Origin of the sequence: Alteromonas sp. PRIM-21, assembly GCF_027563165.1 — a bacterium.
GTDB lineage: Bacteria > Pseudomonadota > Gammaproteobacteria > Enterobacterales > Alteromonadaceae > Alteromonas > Alteromonas macleodii_A.
Map to the genome: position 1 here is coordinate 813,585 of NZ_JADOEK010000001.1, position 23,798 is coordinate 837,382.

Consider the following 23,798-nt stretch of genomic DNA (forward strand, 5'->3'; position numbering starts at 1 on the left):
ACGTTTTCTCGTTTCTAGTAAATTAAAAATAATAAGGAATCGACATGACAAAGACAGCCTGTGTATTTCCAGGACAAGGTTCTCAAAGCGTTGGTATGCTTAAGGAACTCGCCGAGACTTCTCCTATTATCGAGGCGACGTTTAAAGAAGCGTCTGACGCACTTGGGTATGATCTGTGGGATTTAGTCCAAAACGATGCAGACGGTAAACTCAATGAAACCCATATTACGCAGCCAGCGTTACTTGCAGCAAGTGTCGCAATATGGCGTGTAATACGCGAGCAGGGGATAGACGTAGATTACTTAGCAGGTCACAGCCTTGGTGAGTATTCAGCGTTAGTATGCGGCGGCGCCATGGCTTTTGCTGACGCTATTAAGCTTGTAGAGGCTCGTGGTAAATATATGCAAGAAGCTGTACCAGCCGGTGCGGGCGCTATGTATGCCATTATTGGATTAGACGATGCTGCCATTGCTGATATTTGCCAGCAAACTGCGATTGCTACAGGCGATGTAGTCGCGCCAGTTAACTTCAACTCTCCAGGACAAGTCGTTATTGCTGGCGAAAAGAACGCTGCTGAACAAGCGGCTAATGCATGTAAAGAAGCGGGCGCTAAGCGCGCACTTCCTCTTGCAGTAAGTGTACCTTCACACTGTGAGCTAATGCGCCCTGCGGCAGACAAATTAGAAGACGCGCTATCGTCATTGAACGTTAATGAGCCTGCAATCAATATTGTGAATAATGTTGATGTCACCATTGAAACCCAAGGTGATGCCATCAAAAACGCGTTAGTAAGACAACTTTATTGCCCCGTTCAATGGACTCGTACTGTCGAATATCTAGCGGCAGCGGGTGTTGAGCGTGTTATTGAAGTAGGTCCTGGTAAAGTACTTACCGGATTGAACAAACGTATTGATAAGAGCCTTACGTCTCTTGCAGTTAATACACCTGATGGTGTTGAAACATTAAAACAATAAGGAAACGCAATGAGTCAATTAGACGGTAAAATTGCGCTTGTTACCGGCGCAAGCCGAGGTATAGGTAAAGCGATTGCCACACAACTTGCACAGCAAGGTGCTACGGTTATCGGTACTGCAACTAGTGAAAACGGTGCGAAAACAATCAGCGACTATCTTTCTGAGTTTGGCGGCAAGGGTTTTGCGCTAAATGTCACCGACAAAGAAAGCGTTGATACAACATTAAAAGCAATTAACGAAGCTTTTGGTAGCATCGATATCTTAGTCAATAATGCAGGTATCACACGTGATAATCTGCTAATGCGCATGAAAGATGACGAGTGGCAGGATATTATCGACACTAACTTAACCTCTATTTTTACAATGTCAAAAGCGGTACTTCGCGGTATGATGAAGAAGCGTTGTGGTCGCATTGTAAATATCGGTTCTGTAGTGGGTAGTGCGGGCAATGCTGGCCAAGCAAACTATGCTGCAGCGAAAGCAGGGGTCATTGGTTTTTCTAAATCGATGGCTCGTGAAGTAGCTTCTCGTGGTATTACAATCAACGTTGTGGCACCTGGTTTTATCGATACCGATATGACAAAAGCACTGACCGATGACCAAAAAGAAGCCATTTTCAAAGACATTCCGGCGAACCGCTTAGGTGCGCCTGATGAAATTGCAGCCACTGTTGCCTTTTTAGTGAGCGATGGTGCAGCCTATATTACAGGCGAAACCATCCACGTAAATGGTGGTATGTATATGGGGTAAATTCGCAAAAATTGCGAATTTTCCCTAGTTTGGGGTGGTATTTACCCGAACTTGGATGTAAAAATAGTATTTTACGAATTTCGAATGTCGCTGGTTTGACCAGAAAATTTGTTTAAACTGGTGCTTGCAAGGATGCACCTTGCAAAATAAACTAGCGGCACTTTTATTATCTAGTGACGTTTAAGGGAAACCTAGAATTATGAGTAACATTGAAGAACGCGTTAAGAAAATCATTGTTGAACAACTTGGCGTGAAAGAAGAAGAAGTAAAAGCAGAAGCTTCATTCGTTGACGATTTAGGCGCTGATTCACTTGACACTGTTGAGCTAGTGATGGCTTTGGAAGAAGAATTCGACACTGAAATTCCTGACGAAGAAGCAGAAAAAATTACTACTGTTCAGTCTGCAATTGACTACATCAACGCTAACAAAGACGCTTAAGTCTTAAGTAGCGACAAAGCGGCTCTTCTTACAGAGCCGTTTTTGTATCTCCTACCTTAGTTCCAAAGCGAGGGCTTTTTGTGACAAAACGTCGCGTAGTGGTTACTGGTCTTGGAATGCTTTCACCATTAGGTCTTAATAGCGAAGACACATGGCGCAAACTGCTCGCGGGCGAAAGCGGCATTGGTGAAATCACCCATTTCGATTGTAGTAACTATTCAACCCGTTTCGCAGGTCAAATTAACGATTTTGATCCGCAGGAATACATTGAAAAGAAAGAAACCAAGAAGATGGACCGCTTTATCCAATTGGGTATTGCAGCAGGCAAACAAGCTTTGGTCGATTCTGGTTTAACTGTTTCACAAGATAATGCGCATCGCGTAGGTGTGGCTATTGGTTCAGGTATTGGTGGTTTAGAGCAAATTGAACAAAACCATTTAAAACTGACAAATAGTGGACCTAAGCGCGTATCGCCGTTCTTTGTACCTTCAACCATAACCAACATGATTTCAGGCTTTTTGTCTATCATGGAAGGGTTAAAAGGACCGAATTTAAACGTTGTGACTGCGTGTACGACAGGCGTTCACAACATAGGTATTGCCGCGAGAACCATTGCTTATGGTGATGCTGACGCCATGTTGGCCGGTGGCGCTGAAGCGTCTATCACGCCGTTAGGGATGGCAGGCTTTGCCGCAGCTCGTGCGTTGTCATCTCGTAATGACGATCCACAGGCAGCAAGCCGCCCATGGGATAAAGACCGTGATGGTTTTGTCATGGGTGAGGGCGCTGGCGTGGTAATGCTAGAAGAATACGAAGCTGCTAAGGCTCGTGGCGCTACTATCTATGCTGAGCTCGTTGGTTTTGGCATGAGCGGTGATGCATACCATATGACTTCACCACCTGAAGATGGTGAAGGTGCTGCCGCGTCTATGCAAAACGCAATAAACGATGCCAAGATGGACGCAAGCGACATCGGCTATGTTAATGCCCATGGTACGTCTACGCCTGCAGGTGACATCGCTGAAGTAGCCGCGGTAAAACGTGTATTTAACGATCACGCTCACAAATTACTTGTTAGCTCTACCAAGTCAATGACAGGTCACTTACTGGGTGCTGCCGGTTCGGTTGAGGCAATTTTCACTATTTTGGCACTACGTGACAAAATGGCACCGCCAACCATTAACTTGGATGAACCAGGTGAAGGCTGCGACTTAGACTTTGTTGCACATAAAGCGAAAGCATTCAGTGAAGACTACGCACTGTGTAATTCCTTCGGGTTTGGCGGTACGAACGGCTCATTGATATTTAAGCGTATCTAATACAGCGTATCTAATATAGCGTAACTAATATAGCGTAAGCATCACTGATTAAGTGAACTTCACGTAAAGTTAAAAGGCAGCTTCGGCTGCCTTTCGTTGTTTATAGCGTTAACTTTCATGGCAAAAATGTAAGCGTGCAGTAAACAGCACATTTAAAGGGTGATGAAATCTCGGTAAGCTGGCTCCAAAGTTAAATACGGAGTGAGCAATGAGAAAATTTCGAAGCCCGGACGAGTGGCGGCAGATCCTAGAAGACCAGCAGCACAGCAGAAGTATAAGATCAGGCAAGCTGTAACACTTCCTCTGCTAAACCAATATAAAACCTGGCTGGATAAATCGGCTTTGCAGGTGCCACCTAAAACCACATTGGGTAAAGCGCTTGGCTACAGCCTGAACCAATGGCACAAACTGGTTCGCTATGTTAATGATGGTAACCTGACCATTGACAACAACCATGCCGAACGAGCCATCAAGCCCTTTGTCATTGGGAGAAAAAATTGGCTGTTCAGCAACGCGAAAAGTGGTGCCAATGCCAGTGCGATACTTTACAGCATCATTGAAACGGCCAAAGCCAATGGCTTAACACCGTTTGATTACATCATGCATTGTCTGAAGCACCTGGCCGCATCGCCAAGCAATGTCGAAGCTCTGTTGCCTTGGAATGTTAAATCGGGCAAGGTGTAGATCAGCAGACGGTTACGAAGAAAACTATATTTATGGAGAATTAGTCAAAACTGCAGGCAATTAAAATCAGTCTTAGGCAAGCAGGTAATATTTAAGGGTTATCTTTTTTCGATAGCCTTTTTTCATGGGCTTTCAGTCGATGGTAGCTTCTGATATCAGTCAGAAGTTTTCACTTAGACCTTTAACTTATCGTAAATGCAATCAGAGTAACTTTGCGCACTTATCCGGAGTAGTGCGCTGTGTGATAGGTCTGCATGTTATTGTAGTAAACACACCCTACAGATACTGGTAGAATCGGTTCCCCGCGTCGCATGGCGAATATTAAAATACGAACCTATGTTTGCGCTAGAAGCCATGGACCAGATAATCGTCAACCTGCATAGTGTCCAAACCTGAGCCATCCCGCTGCTGCATGCGGCATCAATAATAACGCCAACCAGCATCGACCCTACACCTTGCAGCTTGTTGGCTGGGCTGTGTATGAACAAATCGGCAATCTCCAATGAGGCGTTTTTCACGCTCCGGTAAAAGTTGACAATCCGATACTTATGTATAACTTTTAGACTATACGTCTGATGAGGTAGATGTAAAATTAGCTAAATTTCGGGAGTTTTGTTATGAAAAAAATTCTGCTTCTGTGTCTGATTATGTTTTGTTCAAATCTTAATGCAAAAACTGTGGCTTGTGGTCTCAACGAGCAATATAGCCATGTCCAAAAGCTAGCGAGCGAGCTCAATGCCAACATCGGCAAAAATCAATTGAGTTTAGTGCATGTTTTAAACTCTCTTCAGACGGAGACTGAAAAACGGGTGTTTATCGCCAGTTTAACTGCTGACAAGCAAGTGTCACTATGGAAATGGAAGTTACAGAGAGTGCTTAAAGAGGATTCATTATCAGCGTCACAACGTGATTTCATAGATAGACTTACTATACTCGTCCCCGAAATATTCACAGAGAACGAACCTACCCCCGAGTTCTTACAGAAACTGCAACTGCTGGAGTTAGAAGCCGTGGAACTCTTTGGCTTGGAACAAGCCAAAGAGCTGTTCACTGTACGAAGTCAGTTGAATATAGCATCAGCAGACCTTGTGAGTGCAAACTACGACAACAGGCCTCCTTGTGAGTGAAGAACCGACTCAAGCTTTGCATGTATCGGGTGTCGTCTTAAAGGACAAAATTGTTACTGGATGAACCGAGGCTGTGGCTTCATGGACGCTTACTCCTGTAACGGCAAGTGTCCTATCCAGTAGTGGGGTGTTAATGATTGCCTACTACAATTAAACTAAAGATCTGACGTATCTATCCAGTTGTCTTCCAGAAAGGCATCCCAACTATAAGTATCAAAGTCCATTCTGTTCTAACGAGTCGTGAGTCCATACCTGTTCGGGCTCAATTTCTTTGTAAGCGTGCTGTTTACTGCACGCTTACGCACAAATTATAAGCGTCGGGGCCCTTCCAGCATTGGTACATCCAAATCAATTCAGCTAGAAGTTGTCTGACCAACGCAAGTTGGTATACTTCCACCAACCATAACAACGGCGAACAAGAGTAGGCAGTGAGAATTATTCCTAGCACTACGCCTATTTCACCAAGTGACAGGGCGTTTAATTACGGTGACGGTGTGTTCACCACTTTGCTGGTAGACGAACACAAAGTGCAATTATTGCCTTATCATATTTCACGTTTAGAGCACGATGCTGCGGCCATTAAACTTAACATTGACATCCACGAGCTAAGAGCGGCTATAGTTGAGCAAATAAACGCGATCAAGCTCGCTTCAGTGGAGAACGCTTCGCCTAAGTATGTGCTGAAAGTCCATGTCTCTGGTGGACAGGCGGGAAGAGGTTACGCGCGAAGCGAAGACAGCGAAGCACTAGTAAGATTTAGCCAACATTCTTATCCTAGCCATTACGAAAGCCTTAAAGAAGAAGGTGTTGCTGTAATATGTGCGCAAACAAAGTTAGCTATTCAGCCTTTGCTTGCAGGCGTAAAGCATATGAATAGGTTAGAACAAGTTTTAGTTAAGCACGAAGTAGATGAGGCTGGTGTAAACGACGCTATCGTTTGCGACACCCAGGATAGTATTATAGAGGCTAGTGCAGGTAATCTGTTTTTTTATCTTGATGACGAATGGTATACCCCCTCTCTAAAGGGTAGTGGGGTAAATGGTGTTGTAAGGCAGTGTCTTATTGATTCGCTGTTAAACGATAACTGTGTACTTCACGTTGGGAATTACGACCTTTCTTTTTTACGAAAAGCCAGCGCAGTGGTAATTACCAATGCGTTGATGGGAGTAATGCCGGTGAAACAAGTAAGAATGACTGACTTTTCTGTGGTTAATTTTGATGTTAAAAGCGATGCAGTTGCTTGCCTAAAGGCACGTCTTACTGCTGCGGTGAAAAACGGGCAATGAAAAGCTGGCAGTAAAAAGTGCACAGTAAAAAAGCGAGTAATAATAAAAAGTAAGGGCGGCTAGCGAAACAAGCTAGCGCTCAAATTGACATTATAGATGCATACAAAAGAGCGCATGCATTCTTAAGTGATTTGAAGAATTAGTCGTAGAACGAAGTAGAATGGAAAATAAAACAATGTACAAAAGGGAAGCCCAAGTATGAAGCGGGCTGTTATTACTTTACTGTCCCTTATTATGGTTGCAGTGATTGGTGCTGCATGTGGCGTTATGTACGTGTCTGGAAAGGTCACTTCTGAATTAACGCTAGAAAATGAAACTTTATTTACCATAGAAAGCGGTAGTAATGCTTATCGCACGGTGAAGTTCTTGCGCGCAGCAGAAATAACTGATGTGCCACCGTTTGTGGCAAAAGTGTGGCTTAAATTTTTTGCAGGCAGCACGTCGGTTAAATCGGGTACATACATGTTACGCCCTGGTCAGTCATTAGTGGATGTATTTACCCTTTTTACTCAAGGTGACGAGCATTTCTTTGCAGTAAGCTTAGTTGAAGGGCTAACCCTCTCTCAATGGATTGAAACTCTTAAGCAAAATCCCAATCTTGTTTTCGATTTAGACGACGATAAATTAAGGCAGTTAACTCAAGGTAACGGTGTTGATTGGTGCTGCGAACAGGTATCTCAGACCGAAGGGGTGTACTTGGCTGATACTTACTTTTTTACTAAAGGTACAACAGCTAGTGAATTATTGAAGCGAGCTCACCATGCGCTTATTGAGTTTGTCTCTCTTGAGTGGGAAAAACGGGAAGCGGATCTTCCATTAACCACACCCTATGAAGCACTTATCTTGGCGAGTATAATCGAAAAAGAAACGGCAGTACCTGAAGAACGTGACATGATTTCCGGGGTTTTTGTTAATAGACTCAACAAAAACATGCGTCTTCAAACCGACCCGACCGTGATTTATGGTATTGGCCCCACATTCGACGGAAATATTACGCGTAAACACCTTCGAACGGCTACGCCTTACAACACTTACGTTATTAAGGGGTTACCGCCAACGCCAATAGCCATGGCTGGCAAGGCGGCGATACATGCGGCGTTACACCCGCTATCCACTGATGCTTTATATTTTGTAGCGAAAGGTGACGGAAGCCATCAATTCTCTACCACGCTCGCTGAACACAATGCAGCTGTGCGAAAATACCAGTTAAAACGATAACCCTGCTGTTACAGCTACATAGTGCGTAGCAGTTATCTAGCCAGTAGGTTATAGCTAAATGAAAACAGAGTTTAAAAAGTAATGCGCGGAAAGTTTATTGTAGTTGAAGGCCTCGAAGGGGCAGGAAAAAGCTCTGTAATAGGGCTAATTGTTCAAGCATTAAAAGATGCTGGAAAGCGCGTTGAGCAGACTCGTGAGCCAGGTGGTACACCCATGGCGGAAGCCATACGAGAATGTGTAAAGCACGACTGGGATGAAGTCGTTAGTGAAGAAACTGAGCTGCTTCTTATGTACGCCGCTCGCGTGCAACTGCTTACTAATAAAATATTTCCATCACTCGACTCAGGAGCATGGGTAGTAGGCGATAGACACGATTTATCCTCACAAGCCTATCAAGGTGGGGGGCGAGGTGTAAGTGAAACAACCATGTCAGCCATTAGCGATATCGCACTAAAAGGGTTTAAGCCAGATTTAACCCTATACCTAGACGTTGAGCCAGCGGTAGGACTAGAGCGGGCTCGCGGACGTGGCGAACTTGACCGCATTGAGCAAGCTGGGCTCGCCTTTTTCGAGCGTACCCGTGCTAAATACTTGGCGTTAGCCGAGCAAGATGAATCGATAGTAGTAATTAGCGCAATGCAGCCTATGGAAAAGGTTCACCAAGATGTTATTGCCACTATCACCGATTATGTGACCAGCAATGAATACACTGGTACTGTAAGTGAAAGTAGCCACTCAGTGCAAAACGATAGTCAGCAGGAGAGAGGGTAATGCAAATGCTGCCCTGGTTTGTTGCAACGTTTTCGACCTTGCTTAACCGATATATGGCTAAAAAACTGCACCATGGTCTACTGCTGACAGGGCCAAAGGGCATCGGTAAAAATCAACTCGCAGTGGGCTTAAGCAACGCGTTATTGTGCAAGCAACCTAGCACCGATGGACCGTGCGAACAATGTCAAAGCTGTCACCTAAGGCAAGCGGGGAATCACCCAGACTTTCATGTTTTAGAAAGTGAAAAGCAGCTTGGCGTTGATAAAATTCGCGAAGGCATTGCCAAGCTCTCTGGTACTGCGCAAATGGGGGGAAACAAAGTGTTGCTGATCCCCCGAGCCGACACCATGACAGAGGCGGCGGCTAATGCGCTATTGAAAACCTTAGAAGAGCCCACAGATAATACTTTCTTACTGCTGATTACTGACAGTATCAACAAGATCATGCCAACCATATTAAGCCGGTGTGAACGACAGATACTTGCGCTTCCGTCTGTACCAGAAAGTTTGAACTACCTTAAGGCTAAAGGCGTAGAAGATGCTAGCGAAGCATTACTGGCGGCCTATGGTTATGCACCACTTCGCGCGGAAGAAGCGCTCTCTGGTGACGAAGATATTAGTTATCGCAATTTCAGTGATGGTATGCAGGCGCTTTTAGCAGGTGATGCCAACACGCAGGTGCAAGCACTTGCAAATAAGTGGCAGAGCAATGCGCAGCAAATCGCATTGTGGTGCCAACAAATGGCCCATGACGAATACATAAAACGTCAACAGGCCGTCGACTTTGAACGCTATGTAGCGTGTGTAGAGGCAGTAAAAACGCTTGAACATGCTGGGGTGAATAAATCGATGGTACTCTTTGGGCTGTTAAAACAGTTTCAACGTTAACAGACAAAAAAGGTTTGAGTTCCTTTTGTCTGAAAGCAATTTATTAATACAGGTGTAGTTTGTTCGTAGATTCTCATTGTCACTTAGACCGACTGAAGCAAGGGCCAGAAGAGCTGGCTGAAACGTTAAATTTTGCTAGAACACGAGGTGTAGAGCACTTTCTTTGCGTGTGCGTATCGGTCGGCGATTACGACAGCATGTTAGACGCAGTTAGCCAGTTTGATGACGTTTCAGTATCTTGTGGTGTGCACCCGCTGCATCAAGACGAAGCGTGTAGTTATGAGGAACTTCTAGAAAAGGCGCAGCGTGAAGAAGTCGTCGCGATAGGAGAAACAGGGCTGGACTATTTTTACAGCCCGGAAAGCAAAGATATTCAGCTTACCTCTTTTGTAGATCACATTAAAGTTGCTAACGAAACCAGAAAGCCACTTATTATTCACACGCGGGATGCGAGAGAAGACACCATTAACTTGCTCCGTGAACACAAAGCTGCGCATACCAAAGGCGTTTTACATTGTTTTACTGAGTCATTAGAGATGGCACAGGCCGCTATAGAAATGGACTTTTACATCTCTATTTCTGGGATTGTGACTTTCAACTCTGCTGATGAACTACGCAACGTGGTGAAAGCTATACCTTTAGAGCGGTTGTTAATTGAGACTGACTCTCCATGGTTAGCGCCTGTACCTCATCGCGGTAAGCAAAACCAACCAGGCTATGTAGTAGAAGTCGCTGAGTTTATCGCAGAACTCAAAGGTGTATCGGTAAAAGAGCTTGCCGATATCACTACGCGCAACTTTTACACATTGTTTTCTTTAGCTGATAAGAAAGCAGCGTAACAAAAAAGCAGTTGGCTTACATGAGGAGGTGGGTATGCCCCAATGGCGACAGGGATTGACAAAAAGTCTACACCAAACCCGCAGTATGCCCGAAAGTCGATATTTTCAGTTAGCCACGGTCGATGGCAGCGGTACTCCGTTTTGCCGAACTGTAGTATTTAGAGGGATGACCGACGAAAATCAGCTAGTTGTTATCTCTGATACACGAACAGAAAAGTACAGCCAGCTCGAGCAAAACGCTCAAGCACAAGTATGTTGGTATTTTTCTAAAAGCAGAGAGCAATACCGTTTCTCTTGCCTCGCTACATTAATCACTGCGAGTCAGGATGTCGACTTAGTTAAACAGCACTGGAATAAGTTGTCGGACGCGGGGAAAAAGCAGTTTCTATGGGGCGAGCCGGGTACGCCTCGTAATGATGGCACAGCGCTTCAAATAGAAGGCGATTTCGATGTAGTGCCACCTCATTTCTGTGTGATATTACTGGCTATTGAAAGCGTAGATTACCTAAATTTAAGAGGCAACCCTCAAAGCCGAGAATGGCATCAAAAAGATGCCAATGGTAACTGGGTGAGCCAGTCTTTAATCCCCTAAGATGCTTTTGCACAAAGGTGCTTTTGCATAATAGTACCCCTCCCGCTGTAGTGATCACACTAAACAGAGGAGGGGGAATTTAAGTGCTATAAAACTTGCGAGATAGGCGTGTCGCCTTTAAACAGGTAAGTAATCGTATTTTCACTCCCTTCTTTTGCAACACTCTCAACAATAGCTGTTGCCACATCCTCTCTAGGGATTACCGCATCATCTTTATTGCTTGGCATGTCAGTGCGCACTAAATGAGTACCTGGTTCATTCTGTAAAGTACCCGGGCGTAAAATAATATGATGCAAACCACTGTTAATTAAGTGCTCGTCGGCCATATGCTTGGCAACTAAGTAAGGCTTAATTGCTGAATCTACACTATCAGGGTCACCTGCGCCGATGGAACTTACCATAATAAATTTAGATGTACCTGCCGCTTTAGCATAATTTACCGCGTTCCGTGCGGCCCATAGATCAATCATAAGGGTTTTGTCAGCGCCTGTATTGCCCCCTGAGCCAGCGGTGAATACCGCCACATCAATTCCTTCAAAGTGCGAAGAAAAATCCTTCTCGAGATCTTGCTCTACCACACTAAGATTATCATTTTGTATGTCAGATAGTTTGTCAGGGCTTCTCACCGGTGCTAAAACCTTATGTCCCGCATCTAAAAGTTTGACGGTAGCTTGTTTGCCAATTTGTCCTGAAGCGCCAATCACTAATATATTAGCCATAATGCTATACTCCTTGTAATTGAAAAATATTTATCGATACAAGGTTGCATAGTAAGCAATCGCAATATGCGATCATTAACTGCGATGGAATGCCATGCTAAAGAGATTGGCTGCATAAATTGGTAAGTGAGGGCAATTACCTTTATGAGTCAGATGTAAGGTGTTGAGCCGACGCAAAGCTACCGTTATTTAACAACGGCGTTTCGACCAGACTCTTTACCTACGTAGAGTTTTTTATCTACAGCGTGAATACAGGCATCTACACTGTCATAGTCTTTTATATCTGCGACACCGCATGTGATGGTAACACTGACCGAATGCGGCGGTGCCTCGACAACTTGTTCCGCTACACTTTTACGTAACTTTTCAGCGACCCAATACGCCTCTTGTATATTTAGTGAAGGCAACAATATCAAAAATTCTTCTCCACCCCAGCGAGCAATAACATCACTTTCCCGTAGGTTATTCTCAAGGGTGTTAGCTATTTTAACCAAAACGGCATCGCCCACGTGGTGACCATACGCGTCGTTAATTTTCTTAAAAAAGTCGATATCAACGATTAGTAATGAAAAAGCTCGGTTGTGCCGTTTAAATTCGTGCCATTGTGCTTTGGCTCGTTCGGTAAAATAGCGTCTGTTTTTAAGCCCAGTTAACGAGTCTTGAGAAGATAAAAGCGTCAATTTCTCAACCATGGCTTCAAGATCTCGCGTTTTTTCTTCTACTTTCAGTGAGAGCTCTGCTGAACGTGCTTTTAGTGCCGAAATTCTCAGCCAAACTACCGAAGTAATGAACAATAAGATAGAGAGTAACAGTACACCACGCCAAACAGGCTTATCCCACCATGGCGGTATGACAATAATTTCGAGTTGGGCCTCATCGCTGCTCCAGACGTTTTCTTGGTTTATCGCTTTTACTGTAAAACGGTAGTGGCCGGGCTCTAAATTCGTATAGGTCGCCACTCGTGCTTTATAATCGGTAAATCGCCAGCTATTTTCGAAATCTACCAGCTTGTAAGCGTAGCGCAGTTCATTGGCATTCATGTAATCAGTTGCTGCAAACTCAATGGAAAGGGCAATATTATTATGGGTAAGTTCTATCTTTTCCCCTAAATTGAGGCGCTGTTGAACGCTAGTGCCATTGTTCTGATCTCGATTTACTGTTTCTACTTTAGTAAGGTGTACGTCAGGAGACCATTTAACGTTGGTAACGTCAGAGGGGTTAAACTGAGTGAGCCCTTCAGCGCCGCCAAAAAGAATAGTGTTATTTTCCGTAGTGGCTACAGAGCCAATGTAGTACCCAGTAGAGAGGGCACCATTCTCTGCGCCATAGTAATAAAGTGTATCGAGATCGGGCGCTAAATAAGAAATGCCTACTATTGTGGAAATCCACAAGCCATATTCATCATCTTCGACAATGGCTCCAATTGAAACCTTACTCAGTCTACTCTCTGGCTTTATTTGGTTAACGTTGATAGAAGATAAATCATCGTTATTTTTTGTGACAAAAAATAAGCCGTCTGCTTGTGTTCCTACCCAGTAGCCACCGCGTTTCGAACGAGAAATCCACGTCACCACTGTGCTGTCTGTCATTTTGTCTGTGTAGTCACTAATGCTCGTTAACTCACCAGTAAGTTTATTAGCAAAGTGTAAGCCTGTTACCGTGCTCAGCCATGCACTTTCGTTATTTTCAAAAAGGATGCGAGTAGTGAGGGAGAGGGGCCACTGCTTGATAACACGCCCCTCAGACGGGCGATAGACAAATACACCATCACTATAACCACCGAACCAGATATCACCCTGAGCATCCATGTTTACGCTGTAGCCAGATTTACCCTGTAACGCCACAATATTAAGCTGTTTTGTTTCATTATTTAATTTTGCCAGCCCACTGCGTGTGGAAACCCAGAGCGTATCGCTATGTTTATCGTAATAAACACTGGTTAGTTTATCGCTTGCACTATCGTCGGTTGTTCGAGCGCTATCTGAGGTAAATGGCCCCTGGTAAGCTTTATTGACGGTATCGTAAATCCATAGCCCTTTTTCGTTGGTTAGCCATACTTTATTACCCTTGTATTCGGTCATCGAGCCTACAATACGGCCATTTCCCACTTCGGTAGTATAAAAGTTGCTTAGCTCAGGGTTGCTTATTGCAAAACCATCGTCTTTGGTTCCGACGACCACAAGACCCGAATGTGTTTGGTATAGACTTGAAACGCGCTCGTCTCCTGAATCTTTGTCACTGATAGGAAAGCGTAACACCGTGTACGGGCTATGCGCCGTTAAAAGGTTTAAACCTCTTTCGGTTGCTACCCAAACGTTACCATTGCGTTGAAGTAAAATATCCGTAACCGAGTTATCCGACAGTCCCTGTGCTTCACTGGTACACTGTTTGGTAATAGCCCCAGGTTCTGCATTTGGATTAAACAAGCAAATACCATAAGTAGAAGTCCCTAACCAAAATCTTGAACGCTCGGCAGCGACAAGGCGAGTGAAGTTCACACCCTTGTAAGCAACTAATTCTAGCGAGCTTTTAAAAGGGTCGAGCTTATAGAGACCTGAAGTAGAGGTCACATAAAGCGTATTGCCAATGAGCTCTACATCGGTAAGTGTACTCGTGGTATCAGGAAGATAGCTGACTAACTCTATGGTGTCGGTTTTCTCGTGGTATCGATACAAATTTCTTTCAGATATTATCCACAGCATGCCGTCATGGGTGGTTTTCAGCCTATTGATAATCTGTTTGTCGAATGACGATGAAACGGGAAGGGCGTAATGAATAAACTTTTCAGTGTCGACATTTAAGCGACTCAGGCCACTAAACGTACCAACCCAAATAAACTGACCGTCTAAGCTTGCTTCTAATTGTAGAACACTAAGTGTTTGAAGACCTGAAGATTCATCCTTGCCCCACATTCCAAAATTTCTAAAGGTATAGCCATCAAATTTATCTATACCTGACTGGGATGCTAACCACAAAAAGCCGTATTTATCTTCTGCGACGTCAGAAACGGTAACGTGAGTGATGCCGCTTTCCATGTCGAATGTATTAAAAGCGGGGGCACCAATTTGAGCGTGTGCAGAAAGGTTCCAGCTAACCAAAAAAGCGAGGATAAAGAAGTGGCATGCTGAAGGGCGGCGCATATCATTGCAACATTAAGGATTGTTCATAGGTGTAAGTTACGCTAATGCCGAGGACTTTCAATAGAACAAAAGTTTAAGTTGTACAAAAAAGCCCCATTTTAAAGGGGCTTAATTATTTAGAAATGTTAGCAATAGTGCTGCGATTTAATCTTTATAGAGCATTACCAACCGCACTGGCGTGTTGCGTTTTGCTCGTCCAGCCAGTTTTTGAGTGGTGCAAAGTAATCGGCAATGGTACTGGCATCCATTTGGGGTGAGCCTGTTAGTGTCTCTAGGGCATTCTGCCAAGGTTGGCTCATTCCCATTTCTAACATCTCGTTAAGCGCTTTACCTGCTTCTTCACTGCCGTAAATAGAGCAGCGGTTCAACGGCCCTTCATCACCGGCAATATCACACAGTGCTTTGTGGAATTGGAACTGAAGAATATGCGCAAGGAAGTAGCGCGTATAAGGTACATTAGCTGGAACATGATATTTTGCTCCAGGGTCAAAGGCATCAGCACTGCGTTCAACAGGCGCCATTACACCCTGATACTTTTCTCTTAATTCCCACCAAAGCTGATTATATTGTTCAGGTGTAACCTCACCAGACATGACCTTCCAACGCCACTGATCAACCATCAAACCAAAAGGAATAAAGGCAATTTTATCAAGCGCTACCTGCATCAGCATACCGATATCATTTGATTCGTCAGGGATTTCATCTATCAAATCAATTTGCTTGAGGTACTTAGGCGTAATTGACAGGGCTATTGTATCGCCAATGGCTTCATGAAAACCGTCGTTTGCTGAGCCACGGTAAAGCAGAGGCTGATCTTTATAGGCACGTTGATAATAGTTATGGCCCAATTCATGGTGAATGACGTTAAATTCTTCACCAGTCTTTTGAATACACATTTTTATGCGAAGATCGTCTTTGTCATCCAAATCCCATGCGGAAGCGTGACACTGAACGTCACGACCTTCAGGCTTTTGAAACATTGAACGTTCCCAAAAAGTCTCTGGCAGTTCTTCAAAGCCAAGTGAAGAAAAGAATGACTCAGCCTGCTTAACCATGGCTACTTCGTCATACCCCTGTGCGGCGAGTGCACTCGTTACGTCAGGAACCTTCATTTCTTGTTGAGGCTTAACGATGTCGTAGATGTTTCCCCATGACTGCGCCCACATGTTACCCAAAAGATGAGCCGGAATAGGCTGGTCTTGCGGTACTACATCTTCACCGTAATGCTCACCAAGTTTAGCACGGACATGGCAATGAAGAGACTCGTAGAAAGGCTCAACCTGTGTCCACAAACGGTCCAATTCTTTTGGGAAGTCGTCTGCTGGCATGTCATATTTACCACGCCATAGTGCACTCACGTTTTCAAACCCAAGTTCCGCCGCACCTTCGTTAGCAAGAGAAACTTGTTCAGCATAAAGCGGTGCCATGGGTTTAGAAACTTCGCGCCAACCCGTCCAATACTCTAGCAGTTTATCAGCGTCGCGCAGCGTGGCCATTTCTGCACTCATTTCAACTAAGCTCTTACAGTTACCTTCATCGCTGCAGTATTCACCCGACCCATACATGGCGCTAAGTTCTGACCCTATTTTGGCTAAACGCTCTGCCTTTTGAGTATCTGCTGGTGGAGGCATAGTTAAACTGTTTTTGAGCAAATCAAGTTGCCTGCGGGTATTGGCATCAACGTCTACGTCATTAAATTTAGCCGCTTCTTTTGCTAACTTTGCCACTTTTGTTGATAGCACTTCACTAAAATAGGCGCTAACCGCAGCGGTATCAAAATTGATATTGGTAGCATAGCTCCACTGTGCATGAGCAGCCGGCACCTGCATTTTCGCAATATCATCCTGCGCTTGCTGTAAGAATTGTTTCGCGTCTTGGGCGGTAAGTTCGGGTTTAGTTTCTGTCTGAGTAGTACTCTCGCCACATCCCATAAGCGATACGCTTACCAATGCAGCTACCAGAGTACGTTTATGATTTAGCATACTTTGTCCTTTAATTATTTTGATTTTAAAGTGAATCGACGTTCACATAGACATGGGGTAGCATTGTGTATCGCTATGCAGTTTTTGTAAAACAAATTTGATGTTTGGTATGCGCAGTATCTTTTCAGCATAATAGAAAGAAAAGGTGCAGAAAGAATGGTGCTTGAATCTGGCCAACTCAACGAGAACTGGCCCTTGCTTGATGATTTTGAAGGTGAGCAATACGAAAGAGTAATTGTTCCAGTTAAGCTAGACTGCGGCGAAACAATAGACGCTTATATTTATCAAATAAAACCAACTTACTAATAAGGAAAAATTTATGTCAACGGAAGAACCGGTTTATTGGGGGCTTAATGCCCGTAGCTATTGCACACTTATACACGTGTCTCAATTATCTAGCTTTGTCATACCTGGCTTAGGCATTGTTTTGCCAATTGTGCTTTGGATAGCGCATAAAGATCAAAATGAAGATATTAATCAGCACGGTCGAGTAACAGCTAATTGGTTGCTGAGCCTGCTCGTTTATTCGGTTATTTGTTTTATTCTTACTTTTATCATTATCGGCGCCCTAGGGTTTGTCGTACTTGGTTTGATGAACATCATTTTCGCGATAATAGCAGCGGTAAAAGCTAATAAAGGCGAGCTGTGGGTATATCCACTAAGCTTTCAGTTTATAAAACGCTAGCAAAAACGGTGAGTTGTCTGTAATTTAAACAATTTATAGACTGAACATTTAACTATTCATCAAGGAAGAGAAGCACAATGCAAAATCAAACAGACAATAAAATTTTTGGCGCTGGTACTGTTTATTGGTCTGCGGTACTGAGCTGTACCTTATTTATCTTTGGTGGGTTTGCGATTGTGTTCTCTCTGCTGTCGCTATTTTTGGCTCGCAACGCTAAGAAAAGCCTATCCCTTCCTTACGAGCAATATGCAAACTCATCGACGCTTACTAAAGGGAAAATTATTGCTTACATAGGTTTAGTATTAAACGTTGCTATTTTAGGTGTCACAATTTGGACTCTGACTACCATTGGCTGGGACGCATGGTCTGATGAATTTGTTCGCAGGTGGAATGAAGGGCTCGAGAAGCATAGCCGTTAACGACTGGTTATTGAAGTTTATTGCTTGCCGTTGAAGCTACCGCTAGGTAAAGCGTCGTGGACTAGATATTGACCTTTCTTTTTGGCGGGAGTTGGCGACGGCAAAATATCACTACGTTTAAACGTGTTTAGCGCTAGCGATTTGCTTTGGCGAATTTTCTTATAACTCTGAGAAGCGTTCGTTACTTTAAGGGCTGATATTGAAGGCGTCGTTTCTTGTGCGATGCTTAAATTTGAAGCGCTTATTACGGCAAGTAACCCCAAAGTAGAAGAAATGTTTTTAGTTAGGTTTTTCATCACATTTTCTCTTTCACACTAAGAAAAGATCTCGGAGGCGGTTGCACTCGCCTCCTTAATCGACTTTGTTTGTTCCCCTTCATTACATCTAAAGTAGAGAAAAACCTAAAGGCATTGTGTTATACAAAGGTATAGTTTCTTATACTTAGGGCTAAGACATTGACTAGCTATTTTGTTATCACCATGCGGTTACACCGCCGTCTACGGCTATTGTTTGCCCATTCATATAGCTATTGCCTGGTGACAACATTAGCATCATGGTGTTTACGATTTCTTGCGGCTCGCCCAAACGTTTCATTGGGCTGCCCATGCCAAGCTGTTCCCTTGCCTCTGGGGTATTGTAACCATCCACGTTTAAAATATTAGTTGGGCTATAAAAGGGGCATATGGCATTAACGCGAACATTTTTACGGCCATATTCCACAGCTGCTGTACGGGTTATTCCCGACACTGCGTGTTTTGCCGCAGCGTAGGCACCGCCTTTAGGCGCGCCGCCTAACCCCGCTAGTGAGCTAACATTGAGAACGTGGCCCTGCTTTTGTGCGAGCATTACCGGAATTTGATATTTCATTCCAAACATCACCCCCTTCACGTTTACAGCAAACTGTGAATCTATAATCTCTTCAGTCATCTGGTGCACAGGCGCTGGATTGTGGGCGATGCCAGCATTATTTACGGCGATATCTAGTCTACCGAAGGTTTCCATAGCTTTTTCAACTAATGCTTTATTGAGTGATTCACTTGCTATGTTGCCTGCTAGCACCACCACATCTGTGAGCGCTTTTACATCGTTCTGTGTTTCTTCAAGGGCGGTTTGGTTAATATCAGAAAGCACTAGCTTCGCGCCTCTGTTAGCAAGTCCTAAAGACAATAAACGGCCAAAACCGCTGCCCGCACCTGTAATCAATACAACTTGCCCGGTAAAGTCGAGAAGAGCGTCCATGGTAAACTCCTAGTGTCTAATATTTATGGAAGTTAAGTCTGTTGATAGTTTGTCGTTGAAACTATTTAAGCTGTGTTTGTTTAATAAACTGAATAAGTAGATTAGCTAGCTCTTCGCCTTTATCTTCTTGAATAAAGTGCCCGGCGTTTTTCACTGTGGTATGGGGCATGCCTTTGCAGCCCGGCACCAGCTTTTGAAATATCTTATCGCCACCTTTAGTAACGGGGTCACTATCACCAAAAGCGGTAACAAAAGGTTTCTCGTAGTGCTTGAGTTTTTCCCAAGCATCTCTGTTCGCCTGCGCCTCTGCATTGTCTGAGCTTGTAGGAACTAGTAGGGGGAACATGCGCGCTCCAGCCTTATAACTCTCATCAGGGAAAGGGGCATCGTAGGCAGCAAGTGTCGCTGGGTTTAATTCGGTTGTCGTTGCATTTTGTATAATACTTGAGGTTGGGAAAACCGGTACGTCTTGCGAAAACCGGCGCCATTTGATGAAGGCCTCGCTCGGTGAGTGGTCACCGGTCGGGAGTCCGGTGTTAGACACCATTACGCCGGAAAAGCGTTCCGGCATATCTGCAACGAGTCGCAGCCCTAACAACCCCCCCCAATCTTGGCAAAATAAGGTCACCGGGCCTTTGGTGACCTGTGTAAACCAGTCTTTTGTCCATATTACGTGGCGTGCGTAGGAATAGTCTTCTTTTCTTACGGGCTTGTCAGAACGTCCAAAACCAATTAAATCCGGTGCTATCACATTAAACCCTGCGTCAGCTAGCAGTGGCATCATTTTACGATAAAGATAGGCCCATGTAGGTTCGCCATGCATTAACAGAATTGTATGTCCATCTTGAGGGCCGCACTGATAGTACGCCATCGAAATCACACTACTGATAGTATCAGTAACTTCTGCAAACTTAGGGGGGTAAGGAAAATCCTTAATATTGTCAAAAGCACTTTCTGGCGTTTTTCGAACCTGCATAGATAAACATCCTTTGTAAATATAGTGTAATTATCGCTCTATCTTTGTTAACAAAAGCATTGAGAAGCGAAGCTGTCAATTAAAGCTTAAGTAAGCTGTGTCAGGGGCTTCACGGAAAGGTGAGCTTATAAAAGGGGTAGCGGTCATTATTAAAAATTATGATAAATGTCTATAACACCAATAAACTTGGATGATTAACAACACTGCAATAACATCCAGTTAACGTGATAAACAGGACATGGTTATGACTGAGATGGAAAATAAAGCCGTAGAATATGCAGTACAACAAGGCGTTGCTACACTGACAATGCAGAGCGCGCCTGTGAATGCGCTATCCCGTGCTATTAGAGTAGGACTAATCGAAGGTATAGATAGCGCACTTAATGACGACAGTGTCAGTGCAATTGTTATTACTTCTTCACTCCCTATTTTTTCGGGTGGCGCTGATATCAGTGAATTCTCTGGCGGCGATCTATCTCCCATGTTGCCTGAAGTGTTAGACAAAATAGAGAATGCGTCTAAACCGGTAATTGCAGTGCTTCCAGGGCCAGCGTTTGGTGGTGGTCTAGAGGTGGCACTGGCGTGTCACCACCGTATTACTTTTGCCGACAACAAGGTCGGTCTGCCAGAAGTTAACCTTGGCATTCTTCCCGGTGCCGGTGGTACACAGCGTTTGCCACGCCTAGCTGACGCGCAAACCTCACTGCAAATGATTGTTACCGGTAAACCAACGACTGTCGTTAAATTACCCGGTGTATTCGACAAAATTTCTGATAAGCCTGAGCATTTACTAGAAGATGCCAAAGCGTATTTACAGGGTTTAACACCTGATAAAGCGATAAAGCGTACCAGTGACATTACGCTGACTATGTCAGATGAGACACAGGCGGTGTTCGATGCAGTTACCGCACAAACTAAGAAAGCGGCTCGCGGCTTCTTCGCGCCATTAAAATGTATTGAAGCGGTACGCGGCGCATACACCCTAGCGTTTGAAGACGGCCTTAAAAATGAAGGCAAGCTGTTCATGGAATGCATGAACACGCCACAGGCGCGTGCCCAACAGCATTTCTTCTTCGCTGAGCGCGCAGCTGGTCACGTAAGTGATTTTGATAAAAACACCCCAGAGCGCAGCATTGAAAAAGTCGCCATTATCGGTGCTGGCACTATGGGCGGTGGCATTGCTATGAACTTTGCCAATGCGGGTATTCCAGTCACTATGCTAGAGCTTAAAGAAGAAGCACTAGAGAAAGGTTTGGCCCTTATCCGTAAGAATTACGAAAATTCAGCCAAAAAAGGTAAGTTGACCCAAGAACAAGTAGAAAGTCGAATGGCGCTTCTTTCTGGTACAACGACTTACGACGATCTAGCCGATGTTGACTTGGTAATCGAAGCCGTTTTTGAAAAGATGGAAGTAAAGAAAACGGTATTCTCAACCCTTGATAAAGTATGCAAGCCAGGCGCTATACTCGCCTCTAACACATCTACTCTAGATATTGACGAAATCGCGACAGCCACCTCTCGCCCTGAAGATGTCATTGGGCTTCACTTCTTCTCGCCTGCCAATGTAATGAAGCTACTCGAAGTGGTTAAAGCTGAGAAGACGTCTGCTGAAGTTATTAAAACTTGTATGAAGATGGCTAAGAAAATCAGGAAGGTCGCTGTTTTAGTAGGAGTATGCTTCGGGTTTGTAGGCAATCGTATGATTGAACCATACGGCCGGGAAGCGAACCGATTATTACTTGAAGGGGCAACGCCTGAGCAAGTCGACCGCGTGCTTACCGAGTTTGGCATGCCAATGGGCCCGTTCACCATGGGAGATATGGCAGGCTTAGATATTGGTTATTATGTGCGCCAGTCTCGCCAAGAACACATTTCTCACGACCCTGCGTATGGCGCTGTAGCAGATCGCCTCGTTGAAATGGGGCGCAACGGTCTAAAAACCGGTCGTGGTGCCTACAACTATGAGGCCGGCAGTCGAGTACCAATCCCAGACCCTGAAGTATTGGACATTGCTAAGCAGGAAGCTGAACGTTTAGGCGTGGTCCAGCGCTCAGATATTAGCGATGAAGAAATCCTAGTTCGCGTTATGTATTCATTAATAAACGAAGGTGCTGCCATCTTGGAAGAGGGTATAGCGGCTAAATCTAGTGATATTGACGTGATCTATGTTTACGGCTATGGCTTCCCTGTGTATCGCGGCGGCCCTATGCAATATGCCGACGAAGTAGGGCTTGGCACTATCTTAGATAAGCTAACGACTTATCGCGACCAGTTAGGTGAGTACGGAAAAATGTGGCTTGAGCCGAGTGACTTACTTGTTAAGTTGGCGCAGGAAGGCGGCACATTTAAAAGTTACCAACCTAAGTAGGCATAGGTGACACGTTGGCGGCGCAAACATTAAGTGTTTACGCCGTCGAAGTAATTTTAAGTAAAGCAAAGCGCCTGTTCTAAGAGCCGATTCTAAGAACTGATTCTAAGAACTGATTCTAAGAAATTGGTCTTAGATAAAAAGCGCTAGCGAAATTTAGGCTGAACATTCAGCCCAACTGAAAGGAACAATACAATGCGCGATGCAGTTATTGTAAGTACAGCACGTACGCCAATAGGCCGCGCCTATAAAGGTGCGCTAAATAATTTGCCAGCCCCTTCATTAGGTGGTCATGCCATTCAAAATGCCGTAGAACGCGCAGGTATCGACCCTGCCAGCGTAGACGATGTAGTCATGGGCGCGGCACTTACTCAGGGCAGCGGCGGCATGAATATAGGTCGCTTAGCTGGTCTTGCTGGTGGATTGCCCGTGACGGTAGCTGGCATGACGCTAGACCGTCAATGTAGCTCTGGTATGTATGCCATTGCTACCGCTGCGAACTCAATTCGCACTGGCGACACCAATATTATGGTTGCAGGTGGCCTAGACTCAATTTCACTTGTGCAAAATAAGAACATGAATATGTTCCGCGCCGTAGACCCTGCACTTGTTGCCAAGCACAAAGACATTTACATGCCTATGCTGCAAACCGCTGAAGTAGTGGGTAAACGCTACAACATCAGCAGGGATATACAAGATGAGTACGGCTATCAAAGTCAAATGCGCACCGCAGCTGCCCAAGAAGCAGGTAAATTTGACGACGAAATTGCTCCTATCACTGCAGTTCAAGCGGTATTCAATAAAGAAACAGGCGAAACCTCTGAGCGAGAAGTGACCTTGTCAAAAGACGAAGGCAATCGCCCAGAAACAACGTTAGAAGGGCTTAAATCACTAAACCCTGTTATTGAAGGCGGTTGTATTACTGCAGGTAACGCAAGTCAGCTCTCTGATGGCGCAAGCGCAACAGTGATTATGGATGAACAGTCGGCAGCAAAAGGCAATGCCCAGCCTCTTGGTATTTATAGAGGCATTGCCGTGGCAGGCTGTGAGCCAGATGAAATGGGAATTGGCCCAGTATTCGCCATTCCTAAGCTATTAAAGCAGCATGGATTAACCATGGACGATATCGGTCTATGGGAGCTTAACGAAGCGTTTGCAGTACAGGTTCTGTATTGCCGCGATAAGTTAGGCATTCCAGACGAATTATTAAATGTTAACGGTGGTGCCATTTCTATTGGTCACCCGTACGGCATGAGCGGTGCTCGCATGGTGGGTCACGCACTCATCGAAGGTAAACGACGCGGTGCGAAATATGTTGTTTGCACCATGTGTATCGGTGGCGGCATGGGCGCCGCTGGTCTATTTGAAGTTATATAGGTATTGG

The 23,798-nt window shown here is 44.6% G+C and carries 23 protein-coding genes; 17 read left to right on the top strand and 6 right to left on the bottom strand.

Annotated elements, in window-relative coordinates; all coding sequences use genetic code 11:
* Positions 1–44 precede the first annotated feature (44 nt).
* The 12 genes from fabD (at position 45) to IW644_RS03545 (ending at position 10,886) form a co-directional block, all read left to right on the top strand.
* The gene (fabD, locus tag IW644_RS03490) at positions 45–974 is read left to right on the top strand and encodes an ACP S-malonyltransferase (RefSeq protein ID WP_269916417.1); all 930 of its coding nucleotides are present in this window, start codon (positions 45–47) and stop codon (positions 972–974) included.
* 9 nt (positions 975–983) lie between these two features.
* Positions 984–1,724, top strand: coding sequence for a 3-oxoacyl-ACP reductase FabG (gene fabG / locus IW644_RS03495; protein WP_269916418.1), 741 nt, complete (start codon positions 984–986; stop codon positions 1,722–1,724).
* A 199-nt stretch (positions 1,725–1,923) separates the two neighbouring features.
* On the top strand, positions 1,924–2,163 hold the full coding sequence (gene acpP / locus IW644_RS03500; RefSeq protein WP_012518211.1) for an acyl carrier protein: 240 nt from the start codon (positions 1,924–1,926) through the stop codon (positions 2,161–2,163).
* 80 nt (positions 2,164–2,243) lie between these two features.
* Positions 2,244–3,482: a beta-ketoacyl-ACP synthase II gene (fabF, locus tag IW644_RS03505; RefSeq protein ID WP_269916419.1), complete on the top strand. Its 1,239-nt coding sequence runs from the start codon at positions 2,244–2,246 to the stop codon at positions 3,480–3,482.
* Between the two features lie 201 nt (positions 3,483–3,683).
* Positions 3,684–4,166 carry an IS66 family transposase gene (locus tag IW644_RS03510; protein WP_083648719.1) on the top strand — a complete coding sequence of 161 codons (483 nt, stop codon included), beginning with the start codon at positions 3,684–3,686 and terminating at the stop codon, positions 4,164–4,166.
* A gap of 617 nt (positions 4,167–4,783) precedes the next feature.
* On the top strand, positions 4,784–5,293 hold the full coding sequence (locus IW644_RS03515) for a bacteriocin fulvocin C-related protein (protein ID WP_269916420.1): 510 nt from the start codon (positions 4,784–4,786) through the stop codon (positions 5,291–5,293).
* Positions 5,294–5,721: 428 nt separating this feature from the next.
* Positions 5,722–6,579, top strand: coding sequence for an aminodeoxychorismate lyase (gene pabC / locus IW644_RS03520; RefSeq protein WP_269916421.1), 858 nt, complete (start codon positions 5,722–5,724; stop codon positions 6,577–6,579).
* A gap of 198 nt (positions 6,580–6,777) precedes the next feature.
* The gene (gene mltG, locus IW644_RS03525) at positions 6,778–7,797 is read left to right on the top strand and encodes an endolytic transglycosylase MltG (RefSeq protein ID WP_269916422.1); all 1,020 of its coding nucleotides are present in this window, start codon (positions 6,778–6,780) and stop codon (positions 7,795–7,797) included.
* A gap of 81 nt (positions 7,798–7,878) precedes the next feature.
* Positions 7,879–8,568, top strand: coding sequence for a dTMP kinase (tmk, locus tag IW644_RS03530; protein ID WP_269916423.1), 690 nt, complete (start codon positions 7,879–7,881; stop codon positions 8,566–8,568).
* Positions 8,568–9,455, top strand: coding sequence for a DNA polymerase III subunit delta' (gene holB, locus IW644_RS03535; RefSeq protein ID WP_269916424.1), 888 nt, complete (start codon positions 8,568–8,570; stop codon positions 9,453–9,455). The genes tmk and holB overlap by 1 nt, the downstream gene beginning before the upstream one ends.
* A 59-nt stretch (positions 9,456–9,514) precedes the next feature.
* On the top strand, positions 9,515–10,294 hold the full coding sequence (locus IW644_RS03540; RefSeq protein ID WP_179983194.1) for a TatD family hydrolase: 780 nt from the start codon (positions 9,515–9,517) through the stop codon (positions 10,292–10,294).
* Positions 10,295–10,328: 34 nt separating this feature from the next.
* Positions 10,329–10,886 (top strand): pyridoxamine 5'-phosphate oxidase family protein, encoded by a 558-nt coding sequence (locus IW644_RS03545; protein WP_269916425.1) that lies wholly within the window; start codon positions 10,329–10,331, stop codon positions 10,884–10,886.
* 86 nt (positions 10,887–10,972) lie between these two features.
* On the opposite strand, the gene IW644_RS03550 is transcribed toward IW644_RS03545, so the two are convergent.
* The 3 genes from IW644_RS03550 to IW644_RS03560 form a co-directional block, all read right to left on the bottom strand.
* A complete protein-coding gene (locus IW644_RS03550) occupies positions 10,973–11,605 on the bottom strand; it encodes an SDR family oxidoreductase (protein ID WP_269916426.1) in 633 nt (210 codons plus the stop codon).
* A gap of 185 nt (positions 11,606–11,790) precedes the next feature.
* Positions 11,791–14,745, bottom strand: coding sequence for a ligand-binding sensor domain-containing diguanylate cyclase (locus IW644_RS03555; RefSeq protein ID WP_269916427.1), 2,955 nt, complete (start codon positions 14,743–14,745; stop codon positions 11,791–11,793).
* A gap of 161 nt (positions 14,746–14,906) precedes the next feature.
* A complete protein-coding gene (locus IW644_RS03560; RefSeq protein ID WP_269916428.1) occupies positions 14,907–16,727 on the bottom strand; it encodes a M2 family metallopeptidase in 1,821 nt (606 codons plus the stop codon).
* Positions 16,728–16,883: 156 nt separating this feature from the next.
* On the opposite strand from IW644_RS03560, the gene IW644_RS03565 reads away from it, so the two are divergent.
* The 3 genes from IW644_RS03565 (at position 16,884) to IW644_RS03575 (ending at position 17,831) form a co-directional block, all read left to right on the top strand.
* Positions 16,884–17,033, top strand: coding sequence for a gamma-glutamylcyclotransferase family protein (locus IW644_RS03565; protein ID WP_269916429.1), 150 nt, complete (start codon positions 16,884–16,886; stop codon positions 17,031–17,033).
* 13 nt (positions 17,034–17,046) lie between these two features.
* Positions 17,047–17,412, top strand: coding sequence for a DUF4870 domain-containing protein (locus IW644_RS03570; RefSeq protein ID WP_179983200.1), 366 nt, complete (start codon positions 17,047–17,049; stop codon positions 17,410–17,412).
* Positions 17,413–17,489: 77 nt separating this feature from the next.
* Positions 17,490–17,831 carry a CCC motif membrane protein gene (locus IW644_RS03575; RefSeq protein WP_269916430.1) on the top strand — a complete coding sequence of 114 codons (342 nt, stop codon included), beginning with the start codon at positions 17,490–17,492 and terminating at the stop codon, positions 17,829–17,831.
* 17 nt (positions 17,832–17,848) lie between these two features.
* Here the strand turns inward: IW644_RS03575 and IW644_RS03580 are convergent, their stop codons facing one another.
* From IW644_RS03580 to IW644_RS03590, 3 genes are all read right to left on the bottom strand, one after another.
* Positions 17,849–18,130, bottom strand: a complete 282-nt coding sequence (locus IW644_RS03580; protein WP_269916431.1) for a hypothetical protein — start codon at positions 18,128–18,130, stop codon at positions 17,849–17,851.
* A 175-nt stretch (positions 18,131–18,305) separates the two neighbouring features.
* Positions 18,306–19,070: an SDR family NAD(P)-dependent oxidoreductase gene (locus IW644_RS03585; RefSeq protein WP_179983202.1), complete on the bottom strand. Its 765-nt coding sequence runs from the start codon at positions 19,068–19,070 to the stop codon at positions 18,306–18,308.
* A 61-nt stretch (positions 19,071–19,131) separates the two neighbouring features.
* Positions 19,132–20,046: a haloalkane dehalogenase gene (locus IW644_RS03590; protein WP_269916432.1), complete on the bottom strand. Its 915-nt coding sequence runs from the start codon at positions 20,044–20,046 to the stop codon at positions 19,132–19,134.
* A gap of 244 nt (positions 20,047–20,290) precedes the next feature.
* Between IW644_RS03590 and IW644_RS03595 the strand changes: the two genes are divergently transcribed.
* Both IW644_RS03595 and IW644_RS03600 read left to right on the top strand, forming a co-directional pair.
* The gene (locus tag IW644_RS03595) at positions 20,291–22,414 is read left to right on the top strand and encodes a 3-hydroxyacyl-CoA dehydrogenase NAD-binding domain-containing protein (RefSeq protein ID WP_269916433.1); all 2,124 of its coding nucleotides are present in this window, start codon (positions 20,291–20,293) and stop codon (positions 22,412–22,414) included.
* Between the two features lie 195 nt (positions 22,415–22,609).
* The gene (locus IW644_RS03600) at positions 22,610–23,791 is read left to right on the top strand and encodes an acetyl-CoA C-acyltransferase (protein WP_269916434.1); all 1,182 of its coding nucleotides are present in this window, start codon (positions 22,610–22,612) and stop codon (positions 23,789–23,791) included.
* Positions 23,792–23,798: the final 7 nt, after the last annotated feature.

What these genes read in the sequence shown, in the direction of transcription:
- fabD (WP_269916417.1), top strand. Translation starts at nt 45, where the DNA reads ATGACAAAGACAGCCTGTGTATTTCCAGGACAAGGTTCTCAAAGCGTT.
- fabG (WP_269916418.1), top strand. Translation starts at nt 984, where the DNA reads ATGAGTCAATTAGACGGTAAAATTGCGCTTGTTACCGGCGCAAGCCGA.
- acpP (WP_012518211.1), top strand. Translation starts at nt 1,924, where the DNA reads ATGAGTAACATTGAAGAACGCGTTAAGAAAATCATTGTTGAACAACTT.
- IW644_RS03515 (WP_269916420.1), top strand. Translation starts at nt 4,784, where the DNA reads ATGAAAAAAATTCTGCTTCTGTGTCTGATTATGTTTTGTTCAAATCTT.
- mltG (WP_269916422.1), top strand. Translation starts at nt 6,778, where the DNA reads ATGAAGCGGGCTGTTATTACTTTACTGTCCCTTATTATGGTTGCAGTG.
- tmk (WP_269916423.1), top strand. Translation starts at nt 7,879, where the DNA reads ATGCGCGGAAAGTTTATTGTAGTTGAAGGCCTCGAAGGGGCAGGAAAA.
- holB (WP_269916424.1), top strand. Translation starts at nt 8,568, where the DNA reads ATGCAAATGCTGCCCTGGTTTGTTGCAACGTTTTCGACCTTGCTTAAC.
- IW644_RS03545 (WP_269916425.1), top strand. Translation starts at nt 10,329, where the DNA reads ATGCCCCAATGGCGACAGGGATTGACAAAAAGTCTACACCAAACCCGC.
- IW644_RS03550 (WP_269916426.1), bottom strand. Translation starts at nt 11,605, where the DNA reads ATGGCTAATATATTAGTGATTGGCGCTTCAGGACAAATTGGCAAACAA.
- IW644_RS03555 (WP_269916427.1), bottom strand. Translation starts at nt 14,745, where the DNA reads ATGCGCCGCCCTTCAGCATGCCACTTCTTTATCCTCGCTTTTTTGGTT.
- IW644_RS03560 (WP_269916428.1), bottom strand. Translation starts at nt 16,727, where the DNA reads ATGCTAAATCATAAACGTACTCTGGTAGCTGCATTGGTAAGCGTATCG.
- IW644_RS03565 (WP_269916429.1), top strand. Translation starts at nt 16,884, where the DNA reads ATGGTGCTTGAATCTGGCCAACTCAACGAGAACTGGCCCTTGCTTGAT.
- IW644_RS03570 (WP_179983200.1), top strand. Translation starts at nt 17,047, where the DNA reads ATGTCAACGGAAGAACCGGTTTATTGGGGGCTTAATGCCCGTAGCTAT.
- IW644_RS03575 (WP_269916430.1), top strand. Translation starts at nt 17,490, where the DNA reads ATGCAAAATCAAACAGACAATAAAATTTTTGGCGCTGGTACTGTTTAT.
- IW644_RS03585 (WP_179983202.1), bottom strand. Translation starts at nt 19,070, where the DNA reads ATGGACGCTCTTCTCGACTTTACCGGGCAAGTTGTATTGATTACAGGT.
- IW644_RS03590 (WP_269916432.1), bottom strand. Translation starts at nt 20,046, where the DNA reads ATGCAGGTTCGAAAAACGCCAGAAAGTGCTTTTGACAATATTAAGGAT.
- IW644_RS03595 (WP_269916433.1), top strand. Translation starts at nt 20,291, where the DNA reads ATGACTGAGATGGAAAATAAAGCCGTAGAATATGCAGTACAACAAGGC.
- IW644_RS03600 (WP_269916434.1), top strand. Translation starts at nt 22,610, where the DNA reads ATGCGCGATGCAGTTATTGTAAGTACAGCACGTACGCCAATAGGCCGC.